Annotated in this window: 13 protein-coding genes; 10 read left to right on the top strand and 3 right to left on the bottom strand. The window is 71.1% G+C overall.

What is annotated here, in order from left to right; translation table 11 throughout:
- The first annotated feature begins 4 nt into the window (after positions 1 to 4).
- The 3 genes from ACTWOL_RS06020 (at position 5) to ACTWOL_RS06010 (ending at position 2,413) form a co-directional block, all read left to right on the top strand.
- The gene (locus ACTWOL_RS06020) at positions 5 to 397 is read left to right on the top strand and encodes a guanyl-specific ribonuclease (RefSeq protein WP_474295083.1); all 393 of its coding nucleotides are present in this window, start codon (positions 5 to 7) and stop codon (positions 395 to 397) included.
- Positions 394 to 732 carry a barstar family protein gene (locus ACTWOL_RS06015; protein ID WP_474295081.1) on the top strand — a complete coding sequence of 113 codons (339 nt, stop codon included), beginning with the start codon at positions 394 to 396 and terminating at the stop codon, positions 730 to 732. Before ACTWOL_RS06020 ends, ACTWOL_RS06015 begins: the two co-directional genes overlap by 4 nt.
- Before the next feature lie 214 nt (positions 733 to 946).
- Positions 947 to 2,413 carry a GuaB1 family IMP dehydrogenase-related protein gene (locus ACTWOL_RS06010; protein ID WP_474295079.1) on the top strand — a complete coding sequence of 489 codons (1,467 nt, stop codon included), beginning with the start codon at positions 947 to 949 and terminating at the stop codon, positions 2,411 to 2,413.
- Positions 2,414 to 2,664: 251 nt separating this feature from the next.
- Here the strand turns inward: ACTWOL_RS06010 and ACTWOL_RS06005 are convergent, their stop codons facing one another.
- A complete protein-coding gene (locus ACTWOL_RS06005; RefSeq protein ID WP_474295076.1) occupies positions 2,665 to 3,702 on the bottom strand; it encodes a GDSL-type esterase/lipase family protein in 1,038 nt (345 codons plus the stop codon).
- A 356-nt stretch (positions 3,703 to 4,058) separates the two neighbouring features.
- Here ACTWOL_RS06005 and ACTWOL_RS06000 point away from each other — a divergent pair, with 356 nt between their 5' ends.
- The 5 genes from ACTWOL_RS06000 (at position 4,059) to ACTWOL_RS05980 (ending at position 9,922) form a co-directional block, all read left to right on the top strand.
- A complete protein-coding gene (locus tag ACTWOL_RS06000) occupies positions 4,059 to 6,896 on the top strand; it encodes a sensor histidine kinase (protein WP_474295073.1) in 2,838 nt (945 codons plus the stop codon).
- Positions 6,889 to 7,338: a roadblock/LC7 domain-containing protein gene (locus ACTWOL_RS05995; RefSeq protein ID WP_474295071.1), complete on the top strand. Its 450-nt coding sequence runs from the start codon at positions 6,889 to 6,891 to the stop codon at positions 7,336 to 7,338. Before ACTWOL_RS06000 ends, ACTWOL_RS05995 begins: the two co-directional genes overlap by 8 nt.
- A gap of 4 nt (positions 7,339 to 7,342) precedes the next feature.
- Positions 7,343 to 7,714, top strand: coding sequence for a DUF742 domain-containing protein (locus ACTWOL_RS05990; RefSeq protein WP_474295069.1), 372 nt, complete (start codon positions 7,343 to 7,345; stop codon positions 7,712 to 7,714).
- 269 nt (positions 7,715 to 7,983) lie between these two features.
- Positions 7,984 to 9,456 carry an amino acid permease gene (locus tag ACTWOL_RS05985; RefSeq protein WP_474295067.1) on the top strand — a complete coding sequence of 491 codons (1,473 nt, stop codon included), beginning with the start codon at positions 7,984 to 7,986 and terminating at the stop codon, positions 9,454 to 9,456.
- Positions 9,457 to 9,466: 10 nt separating this feature from the next.
- The gene (locus tag ACTWOL_RS05980; RefSeq protein WP_474295065.1) at positions 9,467 to 9,922 is read left to right on the top strand and encodes an Lrp/AsnC family transcriptional regulator; all 456 of its coding nucleotides are present in this window, start codon (positions 9,467 to 9,469) and stop codon (positions 9,920 to 9,922) included.
- Positions 9,923 to 9,942: 20 nt separating this feature from the next.
- Here ACTWOL_RS05980 and ACTWOL_RS05975 read toward each other — a convergent pair whose 3' ends face one another.
- A complete protein-coding gene (locus tag ACTWOL_RS05975) occupies positions 9,943 to 10,491 on the bottom strand; it encodes a hypothetical protein (protein WP_474295063.1) in 549 nt (182 codons plus the stop codon).
- Positions 10,492 to 10,768: 277 nt separating this feature from the next.
- On the opposite strand from ACTWOL_RS05975, the gene ACTWOL_RS05970 reads away from it, so the two are divergent.
- Positions 10,769 to 11,569: a carbon-nitrogen hydrolase family protein gene (locus ACTWOL_RS05970; RefSeq protein ID WP_474295061.1), complete on the top strand. Its 801-nt coding sequence runs from the start codon at positions 10,769 to 10,771 to the stop codon at positions 11,567 to 11,569.
- A gap of 42 nt (positions 11,570 to 11,611) precedes the next feature.
- Positions 11,612 to 13,315: a flavin monoamine oxidase family protein gene (locus tag ACTWOL_RS05965; protein WP_474295059.1), complete on the top strand. Its 1,704-nt coding sequence runs from the start codon at positions 11,612 to 11,614 to the stop codon at positions 13,313 to 13,315.
- Positions 13,316 to 13,465: 150 nt separating this feature from the next.
- On the opposite strand, the gene ACTWOL_RS05960 is transcribed toward ACTWOL_RS05965, so the two are convergent.
- Entirely contained in the window at positions 13,466 to 14,395 is a 930-nt protein-coding gene (locus ACTWOL_RS05960; protein ID WP_474295057.1) for an LLM class F420-dependent oxidoreductase, read from the bottom strand.
- Positions 14,396 to 14,418 lie beyond the last annotated feature (23 nt).

Here is a 14,418-nt window from a genome sequence, read left to right as displayed (position 1 = left end):
CGCCATGCTGCCCAGGCCGCTCCTGCGGCTTCTCACGTTCCTGTCACTGTTCACCGGGCTCCTGCTGACCGGCTGCTCCACCGGCACCGATGCCGGGCGCCCGGCGCCGACGACGGCCCGGCTCGGCACCGTCCGAGTGGCCGAACTGCCCACCGAAGCCCGCGAGATGCTGCGCCTCATCGACCGGGGCGGTCCGTATCCGTACGCGAAGGACGGCACGGTGTTCCGGAACTTCGAAGGGATCCTGCCGAAACAGCGCAGCGGCTACTACCACGAGTACACCGTCAAGACCCCCGGAGAGCGCGACCGCGGGGCTCGCCGCATTGTCACCGGCACGGGCGGCGAGGTCTACTACACCAGCGATCACTATCGGACCTTCAGGGAAGTGCTTCCATGAGGAACAGCCCCCTCACGGCTCTGTTCGAAGCCGCCGCGGGACGGAACATCACCGTGCTCGATCTCCAGGGGGTCACCGACAAGGCCGCCTTCATGGAACGCTGTGCGAGCGATCTGGAGCTGCCGGCCTGGTTCGGAAGGAACTGGGACGCGCTCGCCGACTGCCTCACCGACCTCCCCGGTGACGCGGGCACCCTGGTGCTCGTCCGCCGCTGGCAGGAGTACGCGGCGGCCCGCCCCCGGGAGTGGCAGACCGCCCAGGAGGTCTTCGGCCAGGCGGTCGACACGATGCCGCGGCGGCTCGCGGTGCTGGTCGCCATGGGGGACACGGACTGAGGAGCCGCCCGGGGCGGCGGTCCGCGGGTGGCCCTGGCTCAGCTGTTCGCCGCTCCGTCCGCCGTTCGGGTAATCTCTTGATGTAAGGCAGGGTCCTACTACTGCCTGGCACGGAAGCCCCCGTACCTCCTTGGAGGAATATCCGAACACGGGGGCGTTTTGCTGTGTCCTTGTGGGAGTGACCTGCGACGTTTCGCGTGAAAATGTGAGACTTATGCGTTTCCTTGAGCCTGGCACCGGACGGCCTGTTGCATCTTCTCCGGTCCCCTACGACCTGACCTACGACGATGTCTTCATGGTGCCGAGCCGTTCGGCCGTGGGCTCCCGTCAGGGTGTCGACCTCGCCTCTCCGGACGGCAGCGGAACCACCATCCCGCTGGTCGTGGCGAACATGACCGCGATCGCCGGCCGCCGGATGGCCGAGACGGTGGCCCGCCGCGGCGGCCTCGTCGTCATCCCGCAGGACATCCCGATCGACGTGATCACCGAGGTCATCTCCTGGGTGAAGACGCGCCACCTCGTCCTCGACACCCCGATCGTGCTCACGCCCCACCAGACCGTCGCCGACGCGCTCTCCCTGCTTCCGAAGCGGTCGCACGGCGCGGGCGTCGTCGTCGACGGGGAGGGGCGCCCGGTCGGCATCGTCACCGAGCACGACCTGTTGGGCGTGGACCGCTTCACCCAGCTGTCCGAGGTCATGTCCAAGGACCTCCTCCTCATCGACGCGGACATCGACCCGCGCGAGGCGTTCACGACCCTGGACAACGCCAACCGCAAGATCGCTCCCGCCGTCGGCAAGGACGGCAGGCTCGCCGGTGTCCTGACCCGCAAGGGCGCCCTGCGCGCGACGCTGTACACCCCGGCCACGGACGACCGGGGCAGGCTGCGGGTCGCCGCCGCCGTCGGCATCAACGGCGATGTGGCGGGCAAGGCCAAGCAGCTTCTCGACGCGGGCGTCGACACGCTCGTCGTGGACACCGCACACGGCCACCAGGAGTCGATGATCTCCGCGATCAGGGCTGTCCGCGGCCTCGACCCGCAGGTCCCGATCGTCGCGGGCAACATCGTGGCCGCCGAGGGCGTCCGGGATCTCATCGAGGCCGGCGCGGACATCATCAAGGTCGGTGTGGGCCCCGGCGCCATGTGCACCACCCGGATGATGACCGGTGTGGGCCGCCCGCAGTTCTCCGCCGTGCTGGAATGCGCCGCCGAGGCGAAGAAGTACGGCAAGCACGTGTGGGCCGACGGCGGTGTCCGCCACCCGCGCGATGTCGCGATGGCGCTGGCCGCGGGCGCGTCCAACGTGATGGTCGGCTCCTGGTTCGCGGGGACGTACGAGTCCCCGGGCGACCTCCAGCAGACCGCCGACGGCAGGCTCTACAAGGAGTCGTTCGGCATGGCGTCGGCGCGTGCCGTCCGCAACCGCACCAGCGACGAGTCGGCCTACGACCGGGCCCGCAAGGCGCTCTTCGAAGAAGGTATCTCCACCTCGCGGATGTTCCTCGACCCGGCCCGCCCGGGCGTCGAGGACCTGATCGACTCGATCATCGCGGGCGTCCGCTCCTCGTGCACGTACGCGGGTGCGGGCTCGCTCGAGGAGTTCGCGGAAAAGGCGATCGTCGGTATCCAGAGTGCCGCCGGCTACGCCGAGGGCCAGCCGCTGCACGCCAGCTGGAGCTAGGGGGCTTCTGACGGATGTCCGTGGCGTCGCGACGCCCGGCACTCACTCTCGCCGCACCGGCCGAAAGCCCAAGTACGTCCCGTACGAGGGCTTCCAGCCGGCACTCCGAGAGCACGCACCGGACGCCGCTCCTTCCTCCACGGAGACCCATCAGAAACCCCCCAGGGCTGCCCCAGGCCGGTCAAGGGCGATGCCGCGCGGTCTCCGGGATCCCGCCCGGAGGCCGTGCGGCCTCCCGGTCAGCCCGGCCGTCAGGCGGCCGGGCTGACCGCGGAGCCGGTGAACCCCGCCGTGCGCACGGCGTCCGCCACCGCGGAGGCGATCAGCGCGTGCCCCGCGTCGTTCGGGTGCAGTCCGTCGGCCAGCTGCCGGTCCGTCAGCAGCCCCCGGCCCGGCAGCAGAACGAGCCGCCCGTCTCCCGCCGCCACGAGGTCCCGCACCGCGGACTCCATCGCCGTGCGCAGCTGCTCGAGCGTGGTGCCGACCGCGTTGGGCGTCGACTCGGCGTCGGGACGCAGCACGGGGGAGAGCAGCAGCAGCGGTGTGTCCGGATGCCCCTGTCGCACCAGGGAGACGAAGACGCGGACCGTCTCGTACATCAGGGCCGCGCTGTACGGGATGCGGGACCAGCAGTTGGTGCCGAAGGCGAGGGTGAGCAGATCCGCCGGGAGCGTCGCGAGCTGCTGGGCCGTGGGGAGTTCGCCGCGGGCGGCGCCCGCGTAGCCCAGATTGACGGTGTCCAGACCGAGGGCCCGGCCCGCGACGGCCGGCCAGGAGTGCGCGGGACGGGTCGACCACCAGCCCTCCGTGATGGAGTCCCCGTGCACCACCCAGCGGGGGCGTACGGGGGCGGGTGCCACCGTCCCGCCGATACCCCGCAGCCCGAGGATCACCGGCGCTTGGGACTCCGGCGGGTGGATGGTGAACGGCCCTTCTCCCGGTGGGAGTTCAAGGGTGACCGCGGCCTCTTCGGCGGGCTCGGTGAACGACTCGTACAGACACCGCTCACCCCGCCAGAGCGAGAAGCAGTGGGCGAGGTCGCGCAGCCCGTCCGTCAGCTCCGGAACCCGGGCGCGGTAGCGGACCCGGACCGCCCTCGCCCCGCCCGGGGCGGTGAACTCCAGCCGCACACCGATCGGCAGCGCCGCTCGCTCACGGGTGTCCCAGGGCAGCCGGGCCAGGTCCAGGGGATCGGCCCGCACCGCCCGTGCGCCGTCCCGCCAGGCGATGCCGCGCAGGAACGGCCCCGGGTCGAGCCAGCCGTTGTCCCGCGCCGTGTCGGACGTCATACGGGCCTCCGATCGTCGGATACGGAAGGTGACCCCTACCCCCTCGTGCGCGAGTCGTGCCGCGCCCGGATCCCGGCGTCCCGCGCATGTCCGTGCGCCCTGTCCTGCCCGGTCGCGGCGCGTCCCCGCTGCTGTCGGCCGCTTCGTGCACCGTGCAGCAGCCCTGGTGCGGTGTCAATACGGACCTCGAGGTCATGATCACCAGGGTTACCGCGGGGAGCATTGCGCCCCGTGCTCGGCATCGCGTAGCTTGACTGCCCCTACCGAGCGGTAACAGCCGCTGGTCAGTCAGTTACGAACGCTCTGGGGAGCTCATGCGCCGGCGATTGCGCCGTCCCACGGTCCGAGGCCGGATCGTGGCTCTCACCGTGTTGCCGATCATCGCGCTGATGACGCTCTGGACCTTCGCGATGGTGTCCGTTACCGGTGATCTGCGGGCGCTGATCCGCCTGCAGGGGGTCTACGAGACCTTCGGCACCCCCGTCGACACCGCGGTCGGGCAGATCCAGATCGAACGCAGGCTGGCGGCCGGATACCTGGGTTCCGCGGAGCGCGAGGCAGGCAAGGCCGACGCGGCCGCGTATCTGGCCCAGCAACGGTCCACCGACCGGGCCGTGCAGACGATGCGCGAGGCCATCGCGGACCCGGAACGCCGCGACGACCTGTCGGATCGCCAGCGGCAGTCGCTGGACGCGATGCAGTCGGCGGCGGCGCGTCTGGAGGGGCTGCGCAAGCAGGTGCTCGACCGGGACCTGTCCTGGAGCCGGGCCGTGGACGCCTACACCGCGGTCGTCGAGCCGACCTTCGACGTGCAGTCCAACCTCACGGCACTGCAGGCCGGTCAGCTGGCCCGTGAGGCGCAGGTGGTGGTGGAGCTGGTGCGGGTGCGGGAGTTCGTCTCCCGCGAGGACGCCATGGTCGCCGGGGCACGGGCCGCCGGCCGCCTCGGAGACACCCAGTACGACGCGCTGACGGCCACGATCGAGGACCGGCGGGTCTTCCACCGGACCTACGTCGCGGATCTCCCGGCCGACTCACTGCGCCTCTTCACGGACTTCGAGCAGGACGCCGAGTACCGGGCGCTGGTCTCCGGAGAGGACGCACTGCTGCGGGCCGGGGCGTCCCGCGCGGGGGAGGCGATAGCCGCCGACTCATGGCGTACGACGACCGACCGCGCGGTCAAGCGGTACATGCTGCTGTGCACCGAGTCCGCGCTCAACGCGGCGGATCGCGGACGGGCCTTCGCCTATCGCGAGATGATCAAGGCGGGCGTCGTCGGCGGTGTGGGACTCGTCGCCGTCGTGGTCTCGATCTGGCTCTCGGTGTCCGCGGGCCGCCGCATCGCGAGGCGGCTGGAGGAGCTCAGGGACGCCGCCGACCTGCTGGCGACACGTCAGCTCCCGGACGTCATGGAACGGCTCGCCGCGGGCGAGGAGGTGGACGCCGCCCAGGCCGCCCCGCCGATCCGCTTCGGCGACGACCAGCACGACGACGAGCGGGGTGCGGACGAGATCGCGCAGGTCGGCCATGCGCTGAACGCGGCGCGCAGGGCCGCTGTGGCTGCGGCGGTCAAGCAGGCGACGCTCCGGCGCGGGGTGTTCGCGGTGCTGCTCAACATCGCCCGGCGCAACCAGGCGCTCGTGCACCGGCAGTCCAAGCTCGTCGACACGCTGGAGCGGCGCACCAGCGACCCGGACACACTCGAGGACCTCTTCCGCATCGACCATCTGACCACCCGGATGCGGCGTCACGCCGAGGGTCTGATCATTCTCTCGGGCGCGGCGCCGGGACGGCGCTGGCGGCAGCCGGTGCCCCTCGTCGACGTCGTGGCGGCCGCGGTGGGGGAGATCGAGGACTACACGCGGGTGGTCGTACCGACGATGCCGCCGGTCGGCGTCGCCGCGGAGGCCGTCGCCGATGTGGTGCACCTCGTCGCGGAGCTGGTGGAGAACGCGACGGTGTTCTCCCCGCCGCACACCCAGGTCACCATGCGTACGAGCCCGGCCCGCAACGGATTCGTCCTCGAGATCGACGACCGCGGCCTCGGCATGGACCGCGACGAACTCGACCAGGCCCACCGCACACTGGCGCGCCCCGGCGATTTCGACCCGGTGCAGGACGAGCGCCTCGGCCTCTACGTCGTCGGCCGCCTCGCGGCCCGGCACGGCATCACGGTGACCCTCACCCGGTCCCCCTTCGGGGGTACGACCGCGGTCGTGCTCCTTCCGAACACGATCACCTCCGTCATGGAGACCGAGGTGCCCGAGCCCCGTGAGGAGGCGCCGGAGACCTCCTCGGGGGCCGTGGTCCGCGCGCTGCCGGTACCGGGGCGCAGGGCGTCGACGACCGCCGTCGGCTCCGGCTCCGCGGGCCGTGGCCTGAGAGCGGTGGAGGGCGGACCGGCCGATGAGGCCGGGGCGGGCCGTCCCGTTCCGGGCGCGGGGAACGACACCGGGGCCGCGGAGCCGCCCCAGCCGGCACCGGCCGCTGCTTCTGGCACCGTGCCGTCGGGCTCCGGTGCTTCCGGCACCGTGGTCTCGGCCTCCGGTGCTCCCGGGGCCGTGGCCTCGGCCTCCGGTGCGGAGGGTGCGGAGGGTGCGGCGCCCAGGGCGCTGCCCCAGCGGGTGCGAAACGCCACAACCGCGGGCTCCGGTCAGGACGGCCCCCTGGAACCCGGCGCTCCGGGCGAGCCAGGCGCGGCTCGCGGCCTGCGGACCGAAGGGAAATCGCCCGATTCCCAAGGGCATGACGGACCGCACGGCAGCGGGCAGGCTACGCCCGTGCAGGACGACGTACGGATGACACAGAGCGGGCTCACCCCGGACGGCCGGTCGCGACCGGACACCCCGAGCGAGCCCGCACCGACAGGCACCACCTCGGCCGCGTCGTCGGCGTACGGGTCCGGGGAGCCGGACACCGCGACGGCGGCTTCGATGGAGACTGCGGCACCGGCCGGGGCCGACGGCGGCGCCGGCTCCGGGGGCTTGCCCAAGAGGGTCCGGCAGGCGTCGCTCGCTGCGCCGCTGCGGAACGCGCCGGACGAGGCAGTGCGCGGCGAACCCGCGAAGGAGGTCAGCGCGGAGGAGATGCGCGCCATCTTCGGGGCGTTTCAGCGAGGGCTCGACCGGGGCCGCAAAGGCGATCCGGCCGGGCGGGACAGCATGAGTGACGAAGGGACGGGCCGGGATGGATGACCCGAGAGACCGCACGCCGGCGGCGCCGGCCGAGCAGACCGCCGCGGGCGACCTCGGCTGGCTGCTCGACGAACTGGTGGCCAGGACCGACCACGTCCGCCAGGCCGTGCTGCTGACCGCGGACGGGCTGGTCACCTGTGCGTCCCGCGGGCTGCCGGCGCGTGACGTCGAGCACCTTTCCGCCGTCTGCGCCGGATTCCACAGCCTGGCCAGGGAGACCGGGGACCGTTTCGGAGCGGGGAACGTCCGCCAGACCATGGTCATGCTCGACGGTGCGTACCTGTTCATCACGCCGGCCGGCGACGGCAGCCGTCTCGCGGTGCTGTCCGATATCGAGACCGATGTCGGACAGCTCGCCCACGAGATGACCCTGCTGGTCAGACGGGTGGGCCGGCATATGGCCGTGCCCGCCCGCGCCGTCCGCGAGGCGACCGACGTCTGATCCCGTGAGTGACCACTGGTACGAGGACGAGACCGGGTCGATGGTGCGCCCGTACACCGTGACCCGAGGCCGGACCCGCCCCGCCGCCGAGCATCACATCGACATGATGTCGCAGGTCACGGCAGTCGAGCAGGAGGGAAGGCCGGCGGCTGCGCTGGACCATGCCCGCAGCTCGCTGCTGGACCTGGTGCGCCGCGGGCCGCGTCCGGTCGCCGAGATCGCGGCCGACGCGGACCTGCCGCTCACCGTCGTCCGCGTGCTGCTCGCCGACCTGGTCGAGGCCGGGCTGGTACGCGTCTCCGAGCCCCCGGTCCAGCGGGGCTCGCACGACCCCTCCCTGCTGCGTGAGATCGCCGAGCGGCTGCGCGAGCTGTGAGGCTTTGCGTGCCCGTGCAACGTTCCTTCGCGGTCGCCCGAACCACGCAACGATCATTCGCGGATGCGCAAAGCTCGTGCATTTCCGTTCGGAACGCTCGCCTCGTAAGGTCACACGCTGTACGTGGAGTTTGGCGGGGACCGTCTGCTCGGCGATCCCCCCGCTCAGGGCTTGCGCAGCCATGCCCGCAATTCACCGGAGCGAATCCGTTAAGGGGGAGTCGTCCAGGTCGCCCGCCTCTCGCCAGGCAGCGATAAGGAGCCTCCCCAGTGTTGGACCACGGCGCAGCGCCGCCCGTCACCCCTCAGCAGGGGCCCGCGGGCCCGCAGCTCGGCCTCGGCGCCCGCCTCATGCGGCGCAAGCCCGTTGAGACACTCGTCGCCGAAGGCGGCCAGGGCGAGGGCGGCAGCCTCCGCCGCTCGCTCACCATGTGGCAGCTGACCATGATCAGCATCGGTGCGACGCTCGGGACCGGAATCTTCGTCGTGCTCGGCGAGGCCACCCCCCTGGCCGGACCCGCCGTCGCGATCTCGTTCGTCGTCGCGGGCCTGACCGCCCTGTTCTCGGCGCTCTCGTACGCCGAGCTCGCCGGCTCCATCCCGGTCTCCGGCTCCTCGTACTCGTACTCGTACGCGACCATGGGCGAACTCGTCGCCTGGGTCTGCGGCTGGTGCCTGGTGCTGGAGTACGGGGTCTCGGTCGCCGCCGTCGCGGTCGGCTGGGGCGAGTACCTCAACGAGCTGCTCGACGGCACGATCGGCGTCACGATTCCCGCGTCGGTCTCCGCCCCGCTCGGTGAGGGCGGCTTCATCAACCTGCCGGCCCTCGTGGTCGTGCTGCTCGCCATGGTCTTCCTGATGGGCGGCGCCAAGGAGAGCGCCCGGGTCAACTCGATCATGGTGGGCGTGAAGATCGTCACGCTGCTGCTCTTCATCGGCATCGGCTTCATGGGCATCAAGGCCGGCAACTACGCCCCGCTCGCCCCGCTGGGCGTCACGGGCATCAGCGCCGCCGCGGCCACGCTGTTCTTCTCGTACATCGGCTTCGACGCCGCCTCCACCGCCGGTGAGGAAGCGAAGAACCCGAAGAAGGACCTCCCGCGCGCGATCATGCTGTCGCTGCTGGTCGTCACGGTGCTCTACTGCCTCGTCGCCCTGGTCGCCGTCGGCGCCATGCCCTGGCAGGACTTCGAGGGTACCGAGGCGGCGCTCGCGCAGATCATGAAGGACGTCACGGGCCAGAGCTTCTGGGGCGTGGTGCTCGCCGCCGGAGCGGTCGTCGCGATCGCCAGCGTCGTCTTCGCCGTGCTGTACGGCCAGACCCGCATCCTGTTCGCGATGTCCCGTGACGGGCTGGTGCCCAAGGTGTTCGCCAAGGTCGACGCCAAGACCGGCGCCCCGCGGGCGAACACCGTGATCGTCTCGCTCTTCTGCGGTGCCCTGGCCGCCTTCATCCCGCTGGGCGAGCTGGCCAACGCCACCAGCATCGGCACGCTCTTCGCCTTCGCCCTGGTCAACGTGGCCGTGGTCATCCTTCGCTACAAGCGGCCGGAGATGAACCGCACCTTCAAGGTGATGCTCTTCCCGGTCACGCCGGCCCTCGGCTTCCTCTTCTGCGCCTACATGATGTACAGCCTGCCCGGCATCACCTGGCTGTGGTTCGGTGGCTGGATGGTCGCCGGGCTCGTGTTCTACTTCCTGTACGGCCTTCGCCGGTCCCGGTTGGCAACAGCAGAGAAGTGATCCACCCCCTGTGCGACTGAACGATCTCGACGAACGCATCGTCCACGCCCTCGCCGAGGATGCCCGTCGTTCCTATGCCGACATCGGCGCACTCGTCGGTCTGTCCGCGCCCGCCGTGAAGCGGCGCGTGGACAGGCTGCGGGCCGAGGGAGCCATCACCGGCTTCACGGTGCGGGTGGATCCCGCGGCGCTCGGCTGGGAGACCGAGGGCTTCATCGAGATCTACGCACGGAGCAACACCTCGCCCGAGACCATCCAGCGCGGTCTCGAGCGCTACCCGGAAGTCGCGTCCGCCTCCACCGTCACCGGCGAGGCGGACGCGATCGTCCAGGTCTTCGCCTCGGACATGCGCCACTTCGAGCGCGTCCTCGAGCGGATCGCGGGCGAGCCCTTCGTCGAGCGCACCAAGTCGGTCCTGGTGCTGTCGCCGCTGCTCAGGCGGTTCTCGTCAGGCTCGCCCGGCTGATCCTCAGCCCTGCGAGAGGCTCATTCCCGCGGGTACTCCGGCTGCCATGGGACGACCTTGAAGTCCCCGGTGCCCTTCTTGACGGTTTCGAACGGTGCCGCGCTGAGGCACCTGGGCACGTCCGCCGCCCCGCCCTCCCCGATCCAGCTGTAGCCCAGACGGTCGCCGCTGCCCTGGTCGTGGACGGTGACACCGACCCGTTTCCCCTTGAACGGGGTGTCGCTGTCGGTGACGACACCCGTCACGACCGCCACCTTGCCCCCGGTTGTCAGGCAGTCGACCTTCACCTTCGCCCAGCCGCCCCCGCCGTTCGCCGTGTAGTGGCTGAAGCGGAATGTCCCGTAGGCCTTGTACGGGTCCATGTTGTCCTTCGCCGCGAGATGGGCGTCGAAGGAGAAGGTGATGTCGTCCCCGGCGGGGCGGTACAGCTTCGCCGTCCCGGTCAGCGCCGCCGCCTCGCGCGGGTGGACCCCTCCGTCGCCATCCCCCGAGGCGGCGGCGGAGCCCGTGACCCCCACAGTGATCAGCAGCGCCGCGGCGAGCACCACGGCCTTCGTACGTCGGTTCACATGACTTCCTTTCCTCAGGTGATCCGGCCATCACCCACTGTTCCGGCCCGGGCCGCGCGGAACATCGGCCCGCGGTCGTGACCACCTCCGCCGCCCGGCGGGGAGACCGGTACACCCGCGGGAGGACCCCGCGCGCAACGAATCGCCGCCGGGTGGCCGATGTGCGCAATGGATCGGCACGAGGAACGCAACAGTCTCGCCTTGTCCGGGTGGAGCGCCGGAACGTACCGTTTTGACGTCGTCCTGACACCCCCGTTCCCCCTTCCGAGGTACGCCCATGCCGCCGCTGCGCGCAGCCCTGCTCCAGAGCTCCGGGACCCCCGGCGACACAGCGAAGAACCTCGAGATCCTCGGCGCGCACGCCGCCGATGCCGTGGCGGCCGGTGCCGGACTGCTGGTCACCCCCGAGATGTTCCTCACCGGCTATGCGATCGGCGCCGACATCCCCCGGCTCGCCGAGCCCGCCGCCGGTGTCTCCGCCCGGGCCGTCGCCGGGATCGCCCGTCGCCACGGCATCGCCGTTCTCTACGGCTACCCGGAGCGCGACGGCGAGCGGGTCTACAACTCCGCGCAGCTCATCGGCCCCGACGGCGAGCCCCTCGCGAACTACCGCAAGACGCATCTCTTCGGCTGCTTCGAGCAGGAGTGGTTCACCCCCGGTGACGAGCAGGTCGTCCAGGCCGAGCTCGGCGGCCTCCGCATCGGCATGCTGATCTGCTACGACGTCGAGTTCCCCGAGAACGTACGGGCCCACGCCCTCGCCGGGACCGATCTGCTGCTCGTGCCGACCGCGCTGATGAACCCCTTCCAGTTCGTCGCCGAGAAGCTCCTCCCGGTCCGCGCCTTCGAGAGCCAGATGTACATCGCGTACGCCAACCGGACCGGCCCCGAGGGCGAGTTCGACTTCGCCGGGCTGAGCTGCCTCGCCGGACCCGACGGCATCGCCCGGGCCCGCGCGGGCCACGGCGAGGACCTGGTGCTCGCCGACGCCGATCCCGACTTCCTCGCCGCCTCTCGCGCGGCCAACCCGTATCTGCGTGACCGCCGCCCCGGCCTGTACGGGTCGCTCACCCGCTGAGACCTGCCGCCCCGCCCCCGCCACACCAGGAGCAACACCCCCATGACGTCCACGGTGCCCACTGCCGTCCCGCACTCCGACGCCCAGCCGCCCATCACCATGTTCGGGCCGGACTTCCCCTACGCGTACGACGACTACCTCGCCCACCCGGCGGGCCTCGGCCAGATCCCGGCGACCGAGCACGGCGCCGAGGTCGCGGTGATCGGCGGCGGACTCTCCGGCATCATCGCCGCGTACGAGCTGATGAAGATGGGCCTCAAGCCGGTCGTCTACGAGGCGGACCAGATCGGCGGACGGCTGCGCACCGTCGGCTTCGACGGTGTCGCCGCCCAGGGCGGCGAGGAGCTCACCGCCGAGATGGGCGCCATGCGCTTCCCGCCCTCGTCGACCGCGCTGCAGCACTACATCGACCTGGTGGACCTGAAGACCGAGCCGTTCCCCAACCCGCTGGCGGAGTCGACCCCGTCGACCGTCGTCGATCTCAAGGGCGAGTCGCACTACGCGGAGACCATCGACGACCTCCCGCAGGTCTACCGCGACGTCATGAACGCGTGGAACGCCTGCCTGGAGGAGGGCGCCGACTTCACCGACATGAACCGCGCCATGCGCGAGCGCGACGTCCCGCGCATCCGGGAGATCTGGGCGAGGCTCGTCGAGAAGCTCGACAACCAGACGTTCTACGGCTTCCTCTGCGACTCCGAGGCGTTCAAGTCCTTCCGGCACCGCGAGATCTTCGGCCAGGTCGGCTTCGGCACCGGCGGCTGGGACACCGACTTCCCCAACTCCATCCTGGAGATCCTGCGCGTCGTCTACACCGAGGCCGACGACCACCACCGCGGCATTGTCGGCGGCTCCCAGCAGCTGCCGCTGCGACTGTGGGAGCGCGAGCCGCAGAAGATCGTGCACTGGCCGCAGGGCACCTCGCTGAAGTCCCTGCACGAGGGCGAGCCGCGGCCCGCGGTGACCCGTCTGCACCGTGTGACCGGCAACCGGATCGTGGTCACCGACGCGGCAGGCGACATCCGCAGCTACCAGGCGGCGATCTTCACCGCGCAGTCCTGGATGCTGCTGTCCAAGATCGACTGCGATGACTCGCTCTTCCCCATCGACCACTGGACGGCGATGGAGCGGACGCACTACATGGAGTCGTCCAAGCTGTTCGTGCCGGTCGACCGGCCGTTCTGGCTGGACAAGGACGAGAAGACGGGCCGTGACGTCATGTCGATGACGCTCACCGACCGTATGACGCGCGGCACGTACCTCCTCGACGACGGTCCCGACAAGCCGGCCGTCATCTGCCTCTCGTACACGTGGTGCGACGACAGCCTCAAGTGGCTGCCGCTGTCCGCGAACGAGCGTATGGAGGTCATGCTCAAGTCGCTCGGCGAGATCTACCCGAACGTCGACATCCGGGGGCACATCATCGGCAACCCGGTGACCGTGTCCTGGGAGAACGAGCCCTACTTCATGGGCGCGTTCAAGGCCAACCTGCCGGGTCACTACCGCTACCAGCGGCGCCTGTTCACCCACTTCATGCAGGACCGGCTGCCCGCCGACAAGCGCGGTGTCTTCCTCGCCGGCGACGACATCTCGTGGACGGCCGGCTGGGCCGAGGGCGCGGTGCAGACGGCGCTGAACGCGGTGTGGGGCGTGATGCACCACTTCGGCGGTGCCACGGACGCCACCAACCCCGGTCCGGGTGACCTGTTCGACGAACTCGCCCCGGTGGAACTGCCGGAGGACTGAACCGCTCTGCCCGTAGAGCCGTGCCCCATGGATGAGCCCCCGCCGCCGATCGTGACCCGGTCGGTCCCGGGAGGTCGCCTACGCCGCCGCCGGCCGGACATCCCGGTCGGCGGCGGCTCCGCATCCGCCCGGATTCCCGCGCGGAACGGGTCAGAGCCCCGCGCCCCGCACGCCCTCGTACACCGCGGCGGCGACGTCCTTGAGTTCCTCGGCATCACGCGTGGTGCCCTGCAGATCCACCAGGAACTCGCCCAGTCCGGGAGCCACATGGGCCGCGAGGTCCGCCACGATCTGGTCCACACTGCCGTGGAACGGCTTGCGGTCCGTGTCCTCCAGCGGCTTCTCGCTGTAGACCGCGTTCGCACGGACGACGACCTCCAGGGGCCGCTCCCGCCCGCGCTCGGCCGCCGCCTCCCGGACCCGCCGCCAGTCCTCGGCCAGCTTCTCCGGTCCCATGGCCAACGGCATCCAGCCGTCCGCCCGGTCCACCATCCGGCGGGTGGCCTTCGGGCTCAGCGCCGGCAGCAGCACCGGGATGGGCCGGGCCGGCTTGGGTCCGACCACGGACGGGGCGATCCGGGTCAGCCGGCCCTCGTATGCGACGGGGTCCGGGCCCCACACCGCGCGGCAGACGTCGAGCAGTTCGTCGAGGACCGCCCCGCGCTGTTCGAAGGGGGCGACGGAAGCGGCCGCGTACTCGTCGACGGACCAGCCGGTGCCGAAACCGGCGACGACCCGCCCGCCGCTGGCCGCGTCCAGCGAGGCGAGGGCGCGCGACAGCTGGAAGGGGATGTGCAGGGGCGCGATCAGCACACTCGTGCCGAGCCTCGCCCGGTCCGTCGCCGCCGCGGCGAGCGTCAGCGACACCAGCGGATCCGCCACCGCGCGGTAGGCGTCGGGCCAGGCCAGACCGGGGATGCCGTACAGCCCGTGCACCATCGGCTCGGGGAACAGCACACGCTCGAACACCCACAGACTGTCGTAGCCGGTTTCCTCCGCGGCCCTGGCCACCGCGGGGATGTCGCGGCCGATGTCGTACTGCCTCATCTGGGGGAGGCCGAGTCCGAGCCGGATCGTCATCTGTGCTCCTTCGCGTCGGGGCG

Source organism: Micromonospora sp. IBHARD003 (assembly GCF_056106285.1).
This window is presented reverse-complemented; position numbering and strand designations above follow the sequence as displayed.